19 protein-coding genes are annotated in these 17888 nt (G+C 57.5%); 7 read left to right on the top strand and 12 right to left on the bottom strand.

The genetic code is table 11. The features are described from left to right. Positions 1-55: 55 nt before the first annotated feature. Positions 56-1333 (bottom strand): D-threonate kinase, encoded by a 1278-nt coding sequence (dtnK, locus tag FCN80_RS23935; protein WP_136992836.1) that lies wholly within the window; start codon positions 1331-1333, stop codon positions 56-58. Between the two features lie 291 nt (positions 1334-1624). On the opposite strand from dtnK, the gene FCN80_RS23930 reads away from it, so the two are divergent. From FCN80_RS23930 to FCN80_RS23905, 6 genes are all read left to right on the top strand, one after another. After that, entirely contained in the window at positions 1625-2509 is an 885-nt protein-coding gene (locus tag FCN80_RS23930) for a dihydrodipicolinate synthase family protein (RefSeq protein WP_136992835.1), read from the top strand. Positions 2510-2575: 66 nt separating this feature from the next. Then, a complete protein-coding gene (locus FCN80_RS23925; RefSeq protein ID WP_230492908.1) occupies positions 2576-3898 on the top strand; it encodes an MFS transporter in 1323 nt (440 codons plus the stop codon). A 77-nt stretch (positions 3899-3975) separates the two neighbouring features. Further along, positions 3976-5292 carry an MFS transporter gene (locus tag FCN80_RS23920; protein ID WP_136992833.1) on the top strand — a complete coding sequence of 439 codons (1317 nt, stop codon included), beginning with the start codon at positions 3976-3978 and terminating at the stop codon, positions 5290-5292. A gap of 145 nt (positions 5293-5437) precedes the next feature. Further along, positions 5438-6526: an iron-containing alcohol dehydrogenase family protein gene (locus FCN80_RS23915; protein WP_136992832.1), complete on the top strand. Its 1089-nt coding sequence runs from the start codon at positions 5438-5440 to the stop codon at positions 6524-6526. Between the two features lie 59 nt (positions 6527-6585). Beyond that, a complete protein-coding gene (locus tag FCN80_RS23910) occupies positions 6586-7290 on the top strand; it encodes a DUF2461 domain-containing protein (protein WP_136992831.1) in 705 nt (234 codons plus the stop codon). A 101-nt stretch (positions 7291-7391) separates the two neighbouring features. Continuing rightward, complete coding sequence (locus FCN80_RS23905; protein WP_136992830.1) at positions 7392-8564, top strand: permease; 1173 nt, start codon at positions 7392-7394, stop codon at positions 8562-8564. A 35-nt stretch (positions 8565-8599) separates the two neighbouring features. Here the strand turns inward: FCN80_RS23905 and FCN80_RS23900 are convergent, their stop codons facing one another. Beyond that, positions 8600-9232, bottom strand: coding sequence for a DedA family protein (locus tag FCN80_RS23900; RefSeq protein ID WP_136992829.1), 633 nt, complete (start codon positions 9230-9232; stop codon positions 8600-8602). 237 nt (positions 9233-9469) lie between these two features. Between FCN80_RS23900 and yajD the strand changes: the two genes are divergently transcribed. Next, entirely contained in the window at positions 9470-9826 is a 357-nt protein-coding gene (yajD, locus tag FCN80_RS23895) for an HNH nuclease YajD (RefSeq protein ID WP_136992828.1), read from the top strand. 108 nt (positions 9827-9934) lie between these two features. Here the strand turns inward: yajD and FCN80_RS23890 are convergent, their stop codons facing one another. The 10 genes from FCN80_RS23890 to FCN80_RS23845 form a co-directional block, all read right to left on the bottom strand. Continuing rightward, positions 9935-10621 carry a GntR family transcriptional regulator gene (locus FCN80_RS23890; protein ID WP_136992827.1) on the bottom strand — a complete coding sequence of 229 codons (687 nt, stop codon included), beginning with the start codon at positions 10619-10621 and terminating at the stop codon, positions 9935-9937. A 167-nt stretch (positions 10622-10788) separates the two neighbouring features. Beyond that, a complete protein-coding gene (locus FCN80_RS23885; protein WP_230492907.1) occupies positions 10789-12270 on the bottom strand; it encodes a mannitol dehydrogenase family protein in 1482 nt (493 codons plus the stop codon). A gap of 425 nt (positions 12271-12695) precedes the next feature. Further along, the gene (locus FCN80_RS23880) at positions 12696-13280 is read right to left on the bottom strand and encodes a hypothetical protein (RefSeq protein ID WP_136992826.1); all 585 of its coding nucleotides are present in this window, start codon (positions 13278-13280) and stop codon (positions 12696-12698) included. 11 nt (positions 13281-13291) lie between these two features. Next, entirely contained in the window at positions 13292-13513 is a 222-nt protein-coding gene (locus tag FCN80_RS23875; protein ID WP_136992825.1) for a hypothetical protein, read from the bottom strand. Further along, positions 13510-14163, bottom strand: coding sequence for a hypothetical protein (locus tag FCN80_RS23870; RefSeq protein ID WP_136992824.1), 654 nt, complete (start codon positions 14161-14163; stop codon positions 13510-13512). The genes FCN80_RS23875 and FCN80_RS23870 overlap by 4 nt, the downstream gene beginning before the upstream one ends. After that, on the bottom strand, positions 14156-14749 hold the full coding sequence (locus FCN80_RS23865; RefSeq protein WP_136992823.1) for a type III secretion apparatus protein OrgA/MxiK: 594 nt from the start codon (positions 14747-14749) through the stop codon (positions 14156-14158). The genes FCN80_RS23870 and FCN80_RS23865 overlap by 8 nt, the downstream gene beginning before the upstream one ends. Continuing rightward, complete coding sequence (locus tag FCN80_RS23860; RefSeq protein ID WP_306767929.1) at positions 14724-15497, bottom strand: EscJ/YscJ/HrcJ family type III secretion inner membrane ring protein; 774 nt, start codon at positions 15495-15497, stop codon at positions 14724-14726. The genes FCN80_RS23865 and FCN80_RS23860 overlap by 26 nt, the downstream gene beginning before the upstream one ends. Further along, positions 15494-15790 carry a type III secretion system inner rod subunit SctI gene (gene sctI / locus FCN80_RS23855; RefSeq protein WP_136992822.1) on the bottom strand — a complete coding sequence of 99 codons (297 nt, stop codon included), beginning with the start codon at positions 15788-15790 and terminating at the stop codon, positions 15494-15496. Before sctI ends, FCN80_RS23860 begins: the two co-directional genes overlap by 4 nt. Before the next feature lie 22 nt (positions 15791-15812). Further along, positions 15813-16037: a type III secretion system needle filament subunit SctF gene (sctF, locus tag FCN80_RS23850; protein ID WP_136992821.1), complete on the bottom strand. Its 225-nt coding sequence runs from the start codon at positions 16035-16037 to the stop codon at positions 15813-15815. Positions 16038-16058: 21 nt separating this feature from the next. Continuing rightward, positions 16059-17243: a PrgH/EprH family type III secretion apparatus protein gene (locus FCN80_RS23845; RefSeq protein ID WP_136992820.1), complete on the bottom strand. Its 1185-nt coding sequence runs from the start codon at positions 17241-17243 to the stop codon at positions 16059-16061. Positions 17244-17888 lie beyond the last annotated feature (645 nt).

The raw sequence follows: 17888 nt of genomic DNA, 5'->3' as shown, positions 1-17888 counted from the left end.
GATGATAATTTCCGGACCGATGCCCGCCGGATCGCCCATGGTCACCGCTATGGCTTTACTCACTCGATGTCTCCTCAATAAACCGAATCACTTCAACCAGAATATGTTCATCGCCGAAGCCACCGGCCTTGGTCATTACCCGTAACCCCTGGGCGCCATTGAGTAAATGGCCCCAGGGAACGCAACCGGCTATTTGCCCTTCAATCCGAAATCCCGTGGCGCCCATACCGCGCGCCACCGCCATGGCCACGTCGCCGCCGGACAAAAAAAGCCCGGCCGGCGGCGCCTGCCGGCAAACGGCCGCGGTAAGCTCGGCCAGGGACGCACAAAGCGTTTCGCCCAATGTCTGTCGCGTCAGGCCGTAGCGCGCGCAAAGTTGCTCAATTTGTGAACGTTGTTCAGTGGACTGACAAGTACGAATCAGGCAATGCTGTCCCCGCCGTAGCGCAAAAATCGCCTGCTCGCGCCCGCGTTCATCGCCGGAATGCGCCGCGTCACCCAAGATTTGCTCCACATCGATATCCACCAGCGCGACATCATACTGGTTACGCAAGCAGGCAATCTGCCGTTGGGCGTTGTGACTCATTGAGCCAATCACGGCCAACACCGGCGATGCCGGTTTAGGGTTGAGTTCACGGGCCAGCGCATCGCCAAGCCCCGCCGCGCCCACCAGTATCGGACGTGTCGCCAGCGCGCCGGGGGCACGCACAATCCGCGCCAGGTCCCCGTCGTTTTCGGCGTCCACCACAAGCATCCGCCGTCCCGACGCCGCCGCGTCGGCCAAAACCGCCGCCAGTCCCTCATCCCGCACCCGGGTCAAATCGATAACGCCCATGGGTAAAACACTTTGTTCATGACAACGTTCAATCACGCCGGAATGACGAATCGGCGTTTTGGGATCGCTGGCATACTCGGTTTCAGCCAGCGGCCGGCCGTGGATATAACACTGCCCGTTACGCGTGGTGCGGCCCAGCCGCGGCACCGCGGGAGCCACAATCGCCAGCGTCGCGCCAGTGGCGGCCAGCGCCGCGTCCAGCTCTGCGCCCAGATTACCGCGTAAGGTGGAATCGATTTTTTTGAACAACCAGCACTCGCCGCCCAACTCACGCCACCCGGCCAAAGCCGTCTTGACCCGTTGCGCCGCCTGGCGGGCCGGCAACGCCCGGCTATCGGTATTGATTATTTGCACATCGGCGCCGACATCTTTTGCCGTCCGCCGCGCGTCAAACAGCACATGAACGCGGGCGCCCGTTCTCGCCAGCGCGCCGCCGATATCATTGGCACCGGTGAAATCATCGGCGAGCACCCACAGCGGTGTTTCCCATTGACCCATTTCAGCTCCTGTACGCAACTCGCGCTTACGTTATTATGATTATAATAAATCATATTTGATTAAATGTGAGCAGATTCAAATTAATCAACATCAAAATACCCTATAAAAAAGCATATTCGTGGTGATTACCGAGCAGAATGAATGAATACAATCATCAACGAAAACCCAAGGGCATGCAAGGAAACCGGTTAACGGGCGTGGACATCGACCACGCCATCGCCGGCGGCTTTCCGCCCGTAACCGACATTCACTCTTTATTGCGGAAACACCGAGAAAGTAGACGAGGACATTATGAGTAAAAAAATCGCAGGCGTACTGACCGCCATCGTGACCCCTTTTGATAGTGACGGCGCGTTTAATCCAGCGGCCATGCGCCGGCAGGTTCAACGACAACTCGCGGCGGGCAACGGTATCTTCTGCGGCGGTACCAACGGCGAATTCTTTGTTCTTAACGAAAAGGAAAAAGTCGCCCTTGCGGCCGCCTGCGTCGATGAAGTCGCCGGCCGCGCGCCGGTTGTCGCGCATATCGGCGAAATTTCCACCCGTGAAACCCTGCGTCTGGGCAAGCAGATCGAGACGCTGGGCGTGGATGCGGTATCGGCCATCACCCCGTGGTTTGTCCCGCTCAAACAAACCGAGCTGGTCGCGCATTACACCGCCGTGGCGGATGCGCTCAACGTACCGTTGTTTCTCTATAACATTCCGGCGCGCACCGGCAACACGTTGCAACCGGAAACCGTGCGCGCCCTGGCCGCCCATCCGAATATCGCCGGCATCAAAGACAGCGCCGGCAGCTATGAAAGCCTGAGCGGTTTCCTCAACGCGGTAAAAGGCCTGGACGGATTCAACGTGCTTAATGGGCCAGATTCGCTGATCCATCAAGGTTTTGTCGACGGGTGCTCGGCCTGTATTTCCGGCCTGGCCAACGTGGCGCCTGAGGCGATTAACGCCATTTGGGCGCGGTTTAGCGCCGGCGATATCAACGGTTCGCGACAGGCGCAGGAAAACGTGACCGGCCTGCGTACCGAGCTTTATCAGGTGGCTTTTTCGCCGGCCGCGGTGAAAAAAGCGGTGGCGCTGATGGGCCACGATGTGGGTGAAAGTCGTTACGCCGTGTCCTTCAGCGCGGAACAGGAACAGAAAATTCGCCAAATCATCAATCAATACACGCAGTAATTGCCTGGCGGCGGCATCCGCTCGCTATCGTAACATTATGATATAACGGTTATTTGGGTGATTCCGATGATGAAAAACACCGTAAACTCGACCCGCATTCGCTGGTGGATCGCCGGGCTGATGTGGCTGGCCATCGCCATCAATTATATTGACCGCACTGTTCTCTCCGCCGCCGCGCCGCACCTGATCAAAGAATTGTCTATTGATCCGGAAATGATGGGCCTGATCATGGCGGCGTTTTTCTGGTCCTATGCATTGCTGCAAATTCCGGCGGGGTGGTTCGCCGACCGGTTTGGCCATAAAAAGGGCCTCGGGCTCGCCGTCGGCTGGTGGTCGGTCGCCACCATGGCGATGGGATTGGCGACCGGCTTCAAGTCCCTGCTGGCGCTCCGTTTGGCGTTGGGCGTGGGCGAAGCCGCCGCTTACCCAAGCAACGCCGGAATTACCGCCCGCTGGTTTCCGGACCGCGAACGCGCCACCGTCTCCGGATTGTTCGACAGCGCGTCGAAATTCGGCAGCGCCGTCGCCATGCCGCTCATTGTCTGGATGATAGCCGTGTTTGACTGGCGGCTGACTTTCCTGGCCATCGGCGGGCTTGGTCTTCTCTGGTTTATCGCCTGGTATGTGATCTATTCGGAAAACCCCGAAGATCATAAACGTATCAGCCAACACGAAATCGCGCTCATCCATGAGGGCCAGGCCCAAAGACATGGCGACAAAAGCATTGCGCCGATGAAATGGTACAAGCTGCTGCGCTACCGCAATATCTGGGCGATGTGCATCGGCTTTTTCACCATCAACTACACCTCTTACTTTTTTATCACCTGGCTGCCGACCTACCTGGTGAAGGATAAGGGAATGGATTTCCTTAAAATGGGCTTAGTGGCGGCGTTGCCGTTGATCTGCGGGATGGTGTTCGAGGTACTGGCGGGCTGGTTGTCGGACCGGATGGTTCACAGAAAAGTGTTATCGCTGACCGTCACCCGCAAATTGTTTTTGATTGTCGGCCTGTTGATGGCGTTATGCATCGGGTTTGCCCCCTTCAGTCAATCGGTATTCATGACCGTATTGCTGCTGTGTATCGCCAAATCCGGCACTACCGTGGCGGCCTCCCAGGTTTGGGCCTTACCGGGCGATGTGGCGCCGAAAAACAGCGTGTCCATTGTGGCCGGATGGCAGAATACGGTTTCCAATATGGGCGGCGCGGTCGGCCCGATCATCACCGGGGCCATCGTCGGCGCCACCGGCCATTTTACCTGGGCGCTGGTCTTCTCCGCCGCGCTGGTGGTGGTGGGTATTCTTAATTATCTGTTTCTGTTGGGCAAGGTTGAACCCATCGTTGACAAAAACCATGAGACCGTGCCGCGGGCCGCGGCCCGTTCTTCCTGACCCCCCAACCCATGCGCCCGCGTCGCGGGCGCCGAACCGGTCAAACCCTATCCACCGAAAGCCATTCTGGAGGCATCATGTCGCTCAACGCCAATGAGGGTAGTGCCGCGGTTAACGCGCGGACTCACGCCGCAACGGGAAAAGTGCGTTTTATCATCCTGACGGTCCTTTCCATCGGGATCGCCATCAACTACATTGATCGCGCCGCCATGAGCGTGGCCATCCCCTTTATGTCGCACGACTTACAGCTTTCCAGCACCGACAGCGGCCTGCTGCTTTCAGCCTTTTTCTGGAGCTATGTCCTGTTTCAATTGCCGGGCGGCTGGCTGGTGGATAAATTCGGTCCACGGCTTATTTTCGCAATCAGTTCCCTGGGCTGGGGGTTGGCCACCGCCGCTTGCGGACTGGCCAACGGTTTGACGGCGTTGATGGGTTTCCGTTTTGTGCTCGGCGCCGTCGAGGCGCCCAGTTATCCGGCCAGCGCATCCACCGTCACGCGCTGGTTCCCCAGACAAGAACGCAGTTTCGCCGCCGCGACCTTCAACAATGGCAGCAAGATTGGCGGTACTATCGCCATCCCCCTGGTGGCATTTCTCATTGCCTTGACCGGCTGGCGCATGACCTTTGTCATTTCCGGCCTGGTGGCGGTGACCTGGGCGCTGGTCTGGTACCTTTGGTACCGCGACCCGCGTGAATTCAAAAGTGTATCGGCGCAAGAAGTGGCCTTCATCGAGATGCACCAGGAAGCGAGCCTTGGCGAACCCATGAGTGTTCGCCAACTCATGGGACAACGGACGGTACAGGCCATGATGGCCGGTTTCTTTTGCAGCAATTTCGTGTCCTACTTTTTCTTCACATGGTTCCCCACTTATCTGGTGGACACCTTTCATTTATCGCTGGTGAAATTCGGCCTGCTCGGCATGCTGCCGGGGATTGCCGCCATTGTCGGCGGCTGGTGCGGCGGATTGCTTTCCGACGGTCTGGTACGCAGCGGCATCTCACTGACGATGGCGCGCAAAATCCCCTTGGTGGGCGGCATGCTCGGCAGCGCCGTCATCGGCCTGGCGGCATTTTCTCCCACGGTGTCCCTGGCGCTGGCCGCGCTCTGTTTCGCCAACTTAGCCGCTACCGCCGCCTCGGCGGCGCTTTGGGCGCTGCCATCGGATGTGGCCCCGAACCGCGCCAATGTCGCCACTATCGGCGGCATACAGAACATGGCGGCCAATCTGGCCGGGATTATCTCGCCCATCCTGATAGGCGTGGTGATGCAGTTTACCCATTCCTTCGTCATACCGCTGGTATTGGCCGGGATCGTTGGCCTGCTTGGCGCGCTGGCCTATGGTTTGTGGCTGCCGAAAGTACAGCCCATGAGTCACGGCGACGGCATTCGCTAGCACGGGTCACAGGACCAACCCGACCGATGCGTTTCTCTCCGCTTCCGGCTGGCCTCGTCGCGGCGCGCTTTGCTGCCATCGATGCCTTTTGGGTATATACTGCCGTCTTTGAACTGTTGCACCTTTAGCATCGATGGGCGGGAACATGCGGTTAAGCCAAGTAGTACGGAGCGGTCCGGGACAGTATATTTGCGAATCCGGGGCATTGGGTTATCTGCCGGAAAAACTGACGCCGTTCCGGCGCCCTTATATTATCGCGGGGGAAAAAGCCTTCGCCGCTTTCCAGCAGTTCCTGCCGGCCCCCCTCGACCTCCCCGTGCTGTATTATGACGGCACCGCCAGCCATGAGGATATGCAACGGCTGTCCCAATCGGCGCGTGAGGCGGATGTCATCATCGGTATCGGCGGCGGCCGGGCGCTGGATACCGCCAAAGGCACCGCCGAGCGCCTGAACATCGAAAATATTCTTATCCCGACGGTCATCGGCACCTGCTCGGCCTGTACGCCCCTCTCGGCGGTGTACCACCCCGATCACACCTTCAAGCAAGTGGATTACTACCGGCGCGCCGCGTATCTGGTACTGCTGGATCTGGCGCTACTGGCGGCCTCGCCGCGGGATTATTTTGTTGGCGGCATCGGCGATACGCTGGCGAAATGGTATGAAGCCGAAGCCATTACCCGCCGCTACGACCGGACTGATTTATCGTTGTTCGTGACCATGGGCCTGGCGGCGGCGAAGGCTACGCTGGATACGTTATTGAGCGATACCCCGGCGGCGCTGGCGGGCATGAACGAGGGCCGGGCGACGCCCGCTTTCCGACGGGTGGTCGAAGCGGTGATCGCCGTTGCCGGTATGGTGGGCGGCTGCGGCGGAGAATATGGCCGCATGGCGGGCGCCCACGCGATACATAACGCCTTAAGCTATCTGCCGGAAACCCACGGGATCCTGCACGGCGTCAAAGTGGCCTACGGCATCCTGGTGCAATTGGCCGCCACCGGCGATCAGGACGAAGTGGCCAAATTGATCCCGTTTTATAGCGAAAACGGTTTTCCCTATAATTTCGCGTCATTAGGGGTCACCACACCCGCCGATACCGCGACGGATATCCTGGCGGAATTCGCCGCCGGCGAGCGGGAGACCTTTCGTCTGGCGGTGGAGGGCATTACGCCGGCACAGATCGCGGCGGCCATTCGCCAGGTGGAGAGTATCGCCCGGCAGGGCGCCGTCCGCTGACCTCTTCCGGCGCGCGGCGGCAATTTAAGGCATCACCGGAAGCAAGGCGGGTAAACAGGGTGTCTGAAACGTCTTTTGCAGGCTTCACATCGACGGGGCTGCATTTTTTGCGGCAAAATGTCGAGCACAACAGCAAAGAATGGTTTGAATCGCGTCGCGACGTCTATAACGACCATCTGCTTACCCCCTTTCGGGCGCTGGTGTCCACCCTGGCGCCGACAATGCTAAGCATCGACGATCAGTTTGAAACCCGCCCGGCGGTGGGGAAAACGTTGTCGCGTCTGTATCGGGACACGCGCTTTTCCAACGACAAGGCCTTGTTTCGCAACCGTATGTGGCTGACATTCAAACGACACGCCAAAGAATGGACCGATGCGCCGGTCTATTTCTTCGAGCTCTCGCCCCATTTTTTTCAATATGGATTGGGCTATTACTCCGCCAGCAAAGCCACCATGGATCGTTTTCGCCATCTGATGTTGCGCGAGCCGCACGCCTTCGCCGAGGCGGCGGCCTGCCGCCGTCCGCCTTTTGTACTGGAAGGCGCGAGCTACAAACGCGCGCTGGTCAAAAATCAGGATCCGGCCCTGGCCGACTGGTACAACCGCAAATCCTTCGCGGTATTGACCAAGGATACGGCGGTCGACACGCTACAGGATCCGGCATTGGCAACCCGCCTGCAAAGGGCCTTTGTGCAGTTGGCCCCGTTGTACCGGTTCTTGCTACAAGTGGAAATGCTCAAACCCATTCCCCTGGATGATTTATAATCATTCTATACCCGTCATATTTCACGTTGCCTCTTTTTGAATGGCATCAGGGCGATCATTTTAGCCGTTTTGCTAACCGGACCATGACTTAAGGGGGATGCATGACTGTTGTCGGACCTATCTGGCATGCTCTGGCCATGTCTTTATCTATGCTGTGGGGTATTTTCTGGGGAATATCGCTGGGTTTTCTCTTTTCCGCGATAATCGAAGTCGTCGTCTCCAAAGAACAGATGTCCAGACTGCTGCCCGACGCCGGCGGGAAGTCGCTGGCGAAAGCCATGACACTTGGCGCGATTTCGTCCTCATGCTCGTATGCCGCGGTGGCGATGGCTCGGTCCATCGTCCGCAAAGGCGGCGATTTCACCGCCGCCATGGTTTTTCAACTTGCCGCCACCAACCTGGTACTGGAATTGATTATTCTGATGTGGTTGTTACTGGCCTGGCAATTCGCCCTGGCGGAAATTCTCGGCTGTTTTATCATGGTTGCCATCATCGCCGTTCTTTTTCGCCTACTGGCGGGAAAAAACCTCAAGGAAGACGCGGTCAGGCGTTCCACCAGTGATGCCCGTGGCGCCATGGAAGGTCATGCCGCCATGTCCATGGGGAAACGGCAAGGCCCTTGGCAAAAACGATTGTTATCGCGTAAGGGGTGGATTGCCGTTAGTCATTATTTCGTCATGAATTGGACCATGCTGTGGAAAGATATCGGTATCGGACTTTTGGTGGCCGGTATGCTGAGCGCCTGGGTGCCGAAGGATTTTTGGTCAGCGCTGTTTTTGACCGACCATCCCCACATCGCGGTTGTCTGGAATATCCTGCTGGGTCCCATTATCGCCATCGTGTCTTTTACCTGCTCCATAGGCAATATTCCCCTCGCCGTGGTGCTGTGGAATGGCGGATTAAGCTTCGGCGGCGTGGCGGCGTTCATTTTCGCCGATTTGATCATTCCGCCGCTTATCAATATCTATCGGAAATACTACGGGGTGAAAATGACGGCCTTTCTGTTCATGGTGTACTTTGTCGCCATGGCCGCGGCCGGCGCGGTGATTCAGATGGTATTTTCCGTCGCGGGACGTGTTCCCGAACAGCGCCATCAAGCGGTCATGAATAGCGGCATCCAGTTGAATTACACTACCGTGCTGGATGTACTGTTCGGCCTGGCGACCCTGATATTGCTCGCCGTATTTTTGAAAACCGGCGGTCCCGATATGATGCGGATGATGAACCGGCCCGGCGCGGGGCATGAGCATCATCACGACCACGCCATGCATTGACCTCCTTTATTCCGGCCGGCGCGCGGGGGAAGCCTTTATTCCTCCGGCCGCCGCATTAGCCGGCGGATAAAGCCCGCCACCAGCCACACCAGCATCAGCGCCACCGCCACTAACAACACCATACGCAGATGGTGATCGACGTTGGAAAGCCAGGGCATGATGATTTGCCCGCCCCAGTAGCCCAGCGTAACAAAAATAACCGCCCAAAGCGCCGCGCCGATGATATTAAAAAGAATAAACGTAAGCGGCGACAATCGGCTCACGCCGATAAGCAACGGCCCCAACAGTCGGAAGCCATACATAAATCGCACGCCCATCACAAACAATAAGGGATGGCGGAGAATCAACCGTCTGGCGCGCTTCATTTTGGCCCGGGCCGGTTTAATGCGCTTCAATAGCCGGTAGCCATATCGCCGGCCAAGGAAAAAAAGCAGCATATCGCCGGTGATGCCGCCCAACGCAACGGAGGCCACTACGCCGCCATAATGCAATAGGCCTTGATGGGCCGCCAGGCCGCCAAGCATCGCTACCGTTTCGCCTTCGGCCAGACAACCGATAAATAACGCCCAATACCCATAGAGGATGATAAAGTGATGAATATGCAATGTGCTGACTTCCTTATAATCCGTCACCGGCGGACGGTAACGTCTCCGCCAAACTCTTGCCATTGCAAGCATATCGCCGCGCCGCAAGCGCTTTCGCGACGTTCGCTTTTATGACGGATTAGGGCATGGCGCCCTGGTCTATTTAAGCGTTAGTATAGACTCGTCATACTTAAAGATGCCTCTTTGCTGGCGGCGGCGAGCGGGCGACCCATCGTCGGGAATGAGTGTTAACCGCCGGCAAAGGTAAAGAGGCGACTTGCCTAGGACAAGTATACATCAACGACTCAGCATAGGTGCGTTATGGCCTTTATCCCGAAAAATTATGCGCGGCTTGAAAGCGGTTATCGTGAACAGGCGTTGAAACTGTTTCCCTGGGTCTGCGGACGCTGCTCCCGGGAGTTTGTTTATTCCAACTTGCGCGAATTGACCGTACATCATATTGACCACGACCATAGCAATAACCCGCCGGACGGCAGTAATTGGGAATTGTTATGCCTGTATTGTCATGATCACGAGCATTCGAAATACACCGAAGCCGCCGAGTACGGCTCAACCGTGGTCGCGGGGGAAGACGCGCAAAAAGACGTCGGCGCCGCCACCTATAATCCCTTTGCCGATTTAAAAGCGTTGTTGAATAAAGGCAACCCCCGCGAATAGACCCGGCGGTTCCACGCGATGATAAAACGGTTGCCGCGCGGGAAATCCTCCCTCGGGCGATGCCGGTTCGCTCTGTGGTCAGCCGCGTCGTCGTGGGTGAAAAGCGCGCTATCTGTCTTCGAACCAATCGCTGTTGCGTTCGGCTATCGGCGTAATGGTGTAGATGAGTTCTTGCAGATGCTCGCGCATGGCGGTTTCCGCCATATCGGCATCGCCGGCTTGAATGGCTTTGAAGATCGCGTAATGCTGATTGATCAGGCTTTGCGGCGGCGATACCTCGCCAAGACTCAGGAAACGCACCCGATCCATGGTGGCTTTGATAGATTCGATGATATCCCAGGCCAGTGCGCAATCGGCTATGTCGGTGAGCAGGCGGTGAAAATCGTCGTCCAGATTGAAAAATTCTTCCATTTGCCGATTTTGCGCGGCCAATTCCTGACGATGCAGGTTATGTTCCAGCATCAGCACATGCTGCTCATTACGCTCCGCCGCCGCCCGCCGTACGACATTGCATTCCAGCGCCTGACGGATAAACCGGGCGTCCGCCACACGTTTGGCGGAAATACGCAGCACAAAAGTGCCGCGTTGCGGCAAAATCTGCACCAGGCCCGCTTCCGCCAGCTTGATGAACGCTTCTCGAACCGGCTGGCGCGAGACCTCGAATCGCGCCGCGATTTCCTTTTCGGACAACAGCTTGCCCGGAGGAATATGGCATTCAACGATATCTTTACGCAGCAAACGATAAATTTGCTGGTTGACCGGTTCGTTAGTATTAAAGGGAAATAATGTATCCATGCAGATGCTTTTTTCCTTCGCGCAATAGCCCAGAGATTGCGGGATATGATACCCGCTCCGGCGGCTCAATAGCCATACCTGCGCTTACCCCCGGCGGGGACAGGCTTGGAGAACGCATCCGACGGGCCATGCCGGCCGTTATGCGGCTTGCATGGCCCGCCCGCCGCTTAACGGCCGTTCGCGACCCGGTTGACCGCCTGTTTGGCGCCTTGGGCGCGCAGCAAAGCGTAGGCGTCGCATATCGCCTTCACAAACACAGCATTGTTTGGCAACTCGGCGCCGAATACGCTGGACAGCGTCAATAGCGTTTTAACCCGTTCATCGCCATCAGCGGAACGTTGTACCAGGGCCGCCAGTTTGTCCTTTTGCGGATCGCTGATATCAATGGCCTGACCCTGATCGTCCACGCCGCCCACGTAACGCATCCAGCCGGCGACGCCCAACGCCAGCAACGGGAAGGGCTTGCCCTGGCGCAAATGCGCGCGGATGGAGTCCAGCATGCGTTGCGGCAGTTTCAATGTGCCGTCCATGGCTATCTGCCAGGTCCGGTGTTTCAGGCCGGTATTGCGATAACGCGCCAGCAGCGACTCGGCGTAAGCCGTGAGATCCACGTCGCGAGTGCGCAGCGTGGGCGCTTGTTCATCCAGCATAAGACGTCGGGCGGCCAAGGCGTAATTGTCATCGCCCATGCACTCATTGATATACTGATAGCCGGCCAGATAGCCCAGGTACGCCAGGAACGAATGGCTGCCGTTAAGCATCCGCAGTTTCATTTCCTCGTAAGGCAGCACATCGGCCACCAGTTCAGCGCCGGCTTTTTCCCATTCGGGACGGCCGGCGACAAAGTTATCCTCGATAACCCATTGGCGGAAAGGCTCGCAGGCTATCGCCGCCGCATCCTGTATACCGCCCAGCACGCCGGTGATTTTTTCCATGGTGGCCGGGGTCATGGCCGGCACAATCCGGTCCACCATGGTCGACGGGAAAGTCACGTGCCGCTCAATCCAGTCAGCCAGCGCGCCGTCGGTTTCGCGGGCCAGCGCCAGCACCACATTGCGAGTGACATGGCCGTTTTCCGGCATATTGTCGCAAGACATGACCGAGAATGCCGGCAGTCCCTTCTCCCGCCGCTGCCTGAGCGCCTCGATGATTACCCCTGGGGCTGATTTCGGCTGACGCGGATGATCGATATCGTGCCGGATCAGGGGATTATCGGTGTCGATGGAGGAAGAGGAAGGCAGATAACAATAGCCCTTTTCGGTCACGGTCAGGGAAACAATGGCGGTGTCGGGCCGCGCCATGGCTTCAAGCACCCGGTCGAGTCCGTCGACAGCGCCGTGCAATGCCTCGCGCACCACGCCGACCACCCGGCCGTTCCAATGATCACCGTTCATTTCACATACCGAATACAGCAAATCCTGCTGTTGCAGAGCCGCAATCTGCTGTTCGCCGCCAATCAGATTCACCTCGCAGTAACCCCAGTCGCTGCCGTGATCCGTCGCGAGGATATCAGCGAAAACCGCTTGATGGGCCCGATGGAACGCGCCGAAACCCAGGTGGACGATACGGGGTGTCAGACGGGTGCGATCATAAGTCGGCGTTGTCACCCGGCCGGTCAGGTGTGATAGCGTTTGTGTTGAGAGTTGCACAGTATATGTCCCTAGTCAGTCACGTTCGAATACCCGTTTCGCGAGGATGTCCTTCTCAGGACCGATAACCGGCGGATAACGGGTTCGTCAGGGTATTTCGCCGCCAGTTTCTCATCAAAACCGATGGTAAACTTAATGTCGACTACCATACAAGTAATGATATGATATTTATTTGACGCGCATCACAGTTTTGCTCCCTTAGGGCAGATTATCGGCTGTGCTATTTATACCCTGAATAATTGATGTCGCATCGCCGCGGATGACGCGCCCCCGACGGCATGGGCCGCGCGGTGGCGCCATTCAAGCGGCATCCTGGCGTATGGCGAGTCTTCATGGCGAAATCGCGACGTCAAAGCGGCCGTGATAAGGTTGATAAGGCGGATGCGCGGTGTCGCCGCAAGATCTTCCCTTGCGGCGCTGAACCGTTACCTTATGGTGAGAATATCGGTGGGGCAATGCAAATAGTTTTTAAGCGCGCGGTTCCACAGTTCGGCATCGCCATGGCCGCCGCTGTCATCACCCGGCCGTATTAAATACGTCGGCAGATAGACCGGTCTGCCGATGTCCTCGATTTGCCGGCAAAGTTGGGGCAATTGCTGTCGATTTCCCAGGCGATCGTTGATCGCGCGCCAGAAAGCCTGCCGCTGATCTTCGCCAAGCATGTTCAATGCCTCCCCCAACATGGTGGAATGCGCCCGCCTGGCCGCATCGGTATCCACGCGCAGCGCGTCATAATAGGAATAGGCGCCGGCCTGGGCAAACAGCAAAACGCCGTCGGCAAGATAACCGGCCTTCACGCAACTTATCATACCCTGATAGAGCACGGGGGGCGATAAGGCGGGATTGACCGCGCCGCCCTTCAGACAACCGGGGCTGGCGACCTTGTCCAGATAGCTCGTGCGGCCGGCACCCGTTTTGCCGGCCGGCGAAGCCGCGCAACCGGCCAGTACGAGGGCGCATAGGGCGACGGCGAAAGCGAGCAAATGCGTTTTCAAGGACATCTCGCGCATTGGACGCCCTGTTAAAACCATTTTTCCTGCCACTCTTGTTCTTCCTGCTGTGAAGCGACCATATCCATCATCAGGCGTTGTGTTAACATCGCTTGGCACAGCGCAAGATTATCCGCATCGTCGCCGTCGGCCGCCATTGACTGCAAGCGTTCTTCCAGCGGGACAAGCGGCTGGTCGTCGGACAGTGAACGTGTTTCGACCGCCGTGACCGGCACCACAGTGGATGTCATCATGTGAGTTTTCCTGTATCGGGTGAATTGGGGGATGCAAAACGGCCAAACAGCGTATTAAGCTGCGCTAAGGCCGCCGCGGAAAGCCGCCGGCAGTCCTCCGGCAAGCTGTCGGTCAATGTCAGGCGCTGCGTCGCGGCCGTGACGAACGCATCGGCGTCAAATTCGGCCAGCTGATCGGCGTATTTCATGACGAACCGTTTATCGTCATGGTACGTCAGACTGAATTTTCCCGGCCAGACCGCCGCAATCCGCTCTTTCAGCCTGACATGGGCGTGTCTGGCGGATTCGGGCGCCAGCAGCTCAAGCCCTTCGCCGGTCGATCCGCTCTCTTCCGGCAGCGCCGCCAGCCACTCCTCCACGAGATCCAGCAAGATTTCGGAATGATCCAGCGCGGACGACAATATCCGCTGGGCAAACTGGCGGGTTTGCCGTTGCAATTGGGCCGCCATTTGCTGTTCCTGCGCGAGAAACTCGGCAACGACGCCCGCCGAGGCCACAAGACCCTCCTGGTATCCATCGCTAAACGCCTGCCGGTGAATCGCCTGGGCGTCCTCCTGCGCTTGTTTAACCATGCGGGAAGCCTGGCGGCGGGCGGATGCCAGCACGTCCAGACTTTGCCGTTGCCGGCGCAACTGGGTCCGTTTAATCAAAACACCGCCGGAACTCCGCGGCATTTGGCGTATCGGAATGTCTCTTGGCATGTTGAAAAGCCAGCCTTATCAGTAAAGGACACGGATCGGCAGGCGGACCAGCCGCGCTTTCCCGCGCCATATCGGGTGGAAACGCCAGGGGAATGCGTTGCCGGATTGGCAACGGTAGCTGTTCCCCATAAGCGATGAGCTCATTTTTTCCCCATTCGAGCAGGATATCGGCGCCATCGGCGGCGCCGACCGAAATCGCCGCGGAAGCGACGATATCCCGCTCGGCGAACTGACGAACCCAGCCCGGCAATGCCCTCAGCCGTCCCCTGCGACTTAATACGGCGCGGTGACGCTGGGCGGCTATCAGCAGCGCGACATGGGGCAAATACCGCCACAGACCGACGAAATAGGGCATCAAACGATCGGCGGTCAATACCGGACGCTCCACGGACCAACCGTACGCCCGAATAATCATGCCGTTGATCAGCGCCCGCGACCTCACGCCATCGAAACCCTCCCGCCGCAGCAAACAGCGGGGGTGCATCCAGGACAACGGATCGAATAACAGACTATCGAGGGGCGATGGAGATTTCATTTACGCCGTCCCTGCCAGAGTGCGCCGCTTTCGCTTTGAGATTGCGGCGATACATCAACCCGATCGCCACCGCCGCCAGTAGCGCCAGAAACAGCGCCAGCGGAATCAGGCCGCCATAGCTCCGGCCATCGTCCGCCCGGCTATCCATGGGCGGTTGATGCTGCATGGCGGCCTGTCTGGACAACACCACGGAGATATTGTCGTAGTCCACCTGAGTGAAGCTATTTTTCAAGAACCGTTTGATATCGCTTATCAGCAACGAAGGGTCGGTTTCGCTGCGATAGTTGACCAGCGCCGATAAATGCATGGGCGCCGAGGCCTTGCCGCTCTCGCCGGCATCGATGTCGTAGCTGACATGCACCCTGGCGGACAATATACCGTCCATGGTCTGCAACGATTGTTCGAGCCGCTGTTCTATGGCGGAGTACAGCCTGGCTTTCTCCGCCCGCGGCGACGAAACCAGCGCGTCGCTGGGAAACAACTGCGATATCTCCATGCGCGGACGTGAAGGCAGCGCGTGCGCTTTGAGTAAATCCACCGCGGCGGGAATATCCGCTTTCCTTACGCTGATGCTGTAACCGCTTTTTCCCTTATCGGTTTTGGCCGCAGCAATATTGTTGCGTTGCAAAACAGCGATAACCTCGTTGGACTGATGCTGATCCAGCCCTTTGAGCAACGGTTCGTCCTGACAGGCCGATAGCGTCAGAATCAGCAACGGAACGGTCAGTAACGACTGGATTTTCATCATGAACGTAGCAGCGTTTCCACTGTTCCCACCATTTTACGGGCCGCGGTGCCGATAAACGCCACGGTATTGCCGTAGACCAGCATGGTTTTCTGAATCAGACCCAGCGCCGCCGGATCATCAAGGTTGTCCGCATTCAGCATGCGCGAGATCTGTTGTTGCCTGTCAACCACATCGGCCGTGGTTTGCGCCATGCTTTCCTTGATAATATCGTTGATGGACGCTACGTCCCCCAGCCCCGGACTGATATCCGCCGTCTGGCGGGCGCCGATGGCGGCGATGCTTTCGATGGACATGTTCTCCCTCCCCTAAAGGCCACTAGAATTTTGACAAAATCAACGAATCGAGATCGGCCAGTTTCTTGATGGCGGTGGCGCTCAGGCTTTGCACCACGCTATACTCGTTCAACTTTGCCTGGTACTGCGCCAGATACATCGGATTGGAAGGATCATTGCTGGCTTGCTCCAGCGCATCCTGCGTGGCGATATTCGCATCGTTTACCGACTGCGCCAATTTGTCATAGATTGCGGTTATCGAACCCATAATTCACTCCTCGTACTAAAATCAAGGTTTAGGAAAGTACCAGTGGCCCGGCGCGATTTTTACATAACCGTGCTGGCCGTATTTCAATGATTTGCCCTTCAGCCAATCGTCCTTCATTTCCATGGCGAACTCGACGTAGCCACCATTCCAGCGGTAGTCGTATTCCTCGATAAAATGCTTGATACGTTGCCGCTCGCCGTCGTCCAGAGCGCCGGTGATAACAAAGGTCACGCTATCGGCGTTATCCAGCCGCCGGTAAGGCACCGCCAGTTTTTTGATCCCCTGCTCCGCCTGGGCGGCCACTGCCGAATCATCCATTTCCTCGAAATGCAGATCCGCGGCATAAGGCATCAGGCGCAACAAATCTTCACGCAGCCGCCGCTGTTCCGGCTCATCGAAGCGGACCCGCTGCCGGCTCATTACCACGCGGGGCTGCTCGGGGGAATCCAGTATGAGCTGGTGCAAACGCACAAAAGGGTAATGCTCGCCGAGCCAGCGCGCGATCCGCTGCCGTTCTTCCCGATAGCTGGCGACAGTGGCCTGCCGGGCGGATGGCAGCCGCACCAGGGACTGGCGCCCCCAGGCCGCATCGCGATCATTCCGGGCCAGCACATGGATGTGGCCGTCCCGACCGGATAACACCTGATATTTGTCCGGCTCGTTGGCCAACTGGCCGGCCAACGCGGCGATGGCCTTCCGTCCGTTGTCCGGCTTCGTCTGGACAAACATCAGAACGGCGGCTATCGTCGCGACGCCAACCGCCGCGACGATCAACCCTCCCCGCCGCCGGGTTCTGACCACCGGCGACGGCGCGGCGGCATCGTCATCCCGGCGGGCAAGCAGATCGTCCGGCCAGGTTTGATCCTCGCGCCTTACCGCCAGCAACAAGGACCCCGTCTGATACGGACGCAGGCACTCCAGTGTTATCTCTCTCGTCCCGGTATCCCTCAACTCGCGCAACACCACCGCTTCACCGGGATCGTTTGGCACGACAATTTCAAAATTGCCGCCGTCTCCCTCGGCGGGCACAAATATGCTGTCCTCGGGAAAAGAGGTCAGTGGCATATCACACAGCCCGCTTTCATCCGTCGTGATAAATAATGTTTTCCCGGCGGAAAGGTGATATTCACACCCTTTCAAGGTCCCGTTCAGTAACCGGACGACAATACCGCGAGGGTTTGTGAAAGTGTCTTGTTCCGTATGCATAGTGAAAATCTATCGCTATCCCAAAGGATCGTTATACCGGGAGTGTAATCCTTCACCCATCGCCGCTTCATGATGGCATTCTGATATACCCGTCATAATTCAAGGTTGCATGTTTATCGACTGCGTTCACTCACCTCATTCCTATAATCAACCCCGCTTCCGGAAGATTCCCTTGTTCCTCCCGCCTGACATGTTGAATGAGCCGAGATCTTTACCCCTCCGCCAAACGGCCTTGCCATTGGCAGCGCGCGGCCATCCGGGTCCTGTGGCCGGGTGCCGGGATGGCCTTAGCTGCCGTCGTGACGCATATTGAATGATTTTGGATTTGAAACATGCCTAATCATAATTAAATCGAATTATTACCAATGCTATGACCGGCTCCAGGTGGTAATCGAGAACGCACGGATTCTGTTTACAGCCTATGCCATTAGGGCTATTTCACTTGCCGCCTTTTAGCAACTCGCTGCATTGGGAGTAAAGATAAAGGAGATACCTATATAAGGAGCCAAGTCGGATATTTTGCGAATTCTAGCCATACGTACATCAACGCTGCTACAATCAGCGGCAATTTACTAAATAGCTGCGCAGAATAATAGATCACATTGAGGGAACTCAGCCCGGATTGTGCGATCTGATCAATCGCCA

Source organism: Martelella alba (assembly GCF_005217455.1).
Taxonomy (GTDB): Bacteria; Pseudomonadota; Gammaproteobacteria; order Enterobacterales; family Enterobacteriaceae; genus Acerihabitans.
Note: the sequence above shows the minus strand (reverse complement) of the source record. Positions and strands in the feature narration are given on the sequence as shown.

What these genes read in the sequence shown, in the direction of transcription:
- dtnK (WP_136992836.1), bottom strand. Translation starts at nt 1,333, where the DNA reads ATGGGTCAATGGGAAACACCGCTGTGGGTGCTCGCCGATGATTTCACC.
- FCN80_RS23930 (WP_136992835.1), top strand. Translation starts at nt 1,625, where the DNA reads ATGAGTAAAAAAATCGCAGGCGTACTGACCGCCATCGTGACCCCTTTT.
- FCN80_RS23925 (WP_230492908.1), top strand. Translation starts at nt 2,576, where the DNA reads ATGATGAAAAACACCGTAAACTCGACCCGCATTCGCTGGTGGATCGCC.
- FCN80_RS23920 (WP_136992833.1), top strand. Translation starts at nt 3,976, where the DNA reads ATGTCGCTCAACGCCAATGAGGGTAGTGCCGCGGTTAACGCGCGGACT.
- FCN80_RS23915 (WP_136992832.1), top strand. Translation starts at nt 5,438, where the DNA reads ATGCGGTTAAGCCAAGTAGTACGGAGCGGTCCGGGACAGTATATTTGC.
- FCN80_RS23905 (WP_136992830.1), top strand. Translation starts at nt 7,392, where the DNA reads ATGACTGTTGTCGGACCTATCTGGCATGCTCTGGCCATGTCTTTATCT.
- FCN80_RS23900 (WP_136992829.1), bottom strand. Translation starts at nt 9,232, where the DNA reads ATGGCAAGAGTTTGGCGGAGACGTTACCGTCCGCCGGTGACGGATTAT.
- yajD (WP_136992828.1), top strand. Translation starts at nt 9,470, where the DNA reads ATGGCCTTTATCCCGAAAAATTATGCGCGGCTTGAAAGCGGTTATCGT.
- FCN80_RS23890 (WP_136992827.1), bottom strand. Translation starts at nt 10,621, where the DNA reads ATGGATACATTATTTCCCTTTAATACTAACGAACCGGTCAACCAGCAA.
- FCN80_RS23880 (WP_136992826.1), bottom strand. Translation starts at nt 13,280, where the DNA reads ATGCGCGAGATGTCCTTGAAAACGCATTTGCTCGCTTTCGCCGTCGCC.
- FCN80_RS23875 (WP_136992825.1), bottom strand. Translation starts at nt 13,513, where the DNA reads ATGATGACATCCACTGTGGTGCCGGTCACGGCGGTCGAAACACGTTCA.
- FCN80_RS23865 (WP_136992823.1), bottom strand. Translation starts at nt 14,749, where the DNA reads ATGAAATCTCCATCGCCCCTCGATAGTCTGTTATTCGATCCGTTGTCC.
- FCN80_RS23860 (WP_306767929.1), bottom strand. Translation starts at nt 15,497, where the DNA reads ATGATGAAAATCCAGTCGTTACTGACCGTTCCGTTGCTGATTCTGACG.
- sctI (WP_136992822.1), bottom strand. Translation starts at nt 15,790, where the DNA reads ATGTCCATCGAAAGCATCGCCGCCATCGGCGCCCGCCAGACGGCGGAT.
- sctF (WP_136992821.1), bottom strand. Translation starts at nt 16,037, where the DNA reads ATGGGTTCGATAACCGCAATCTATGACAAATTGGCGCAGTCGGTAAAC.
- FCN80_RS23845 (WP_136992820.1), bottom strand. Translation starts at nt 17,243, where the DNA reads ATGCATACGGAACAAGACACTTTCACAAACCCTCGCGGTATTGTCGTC.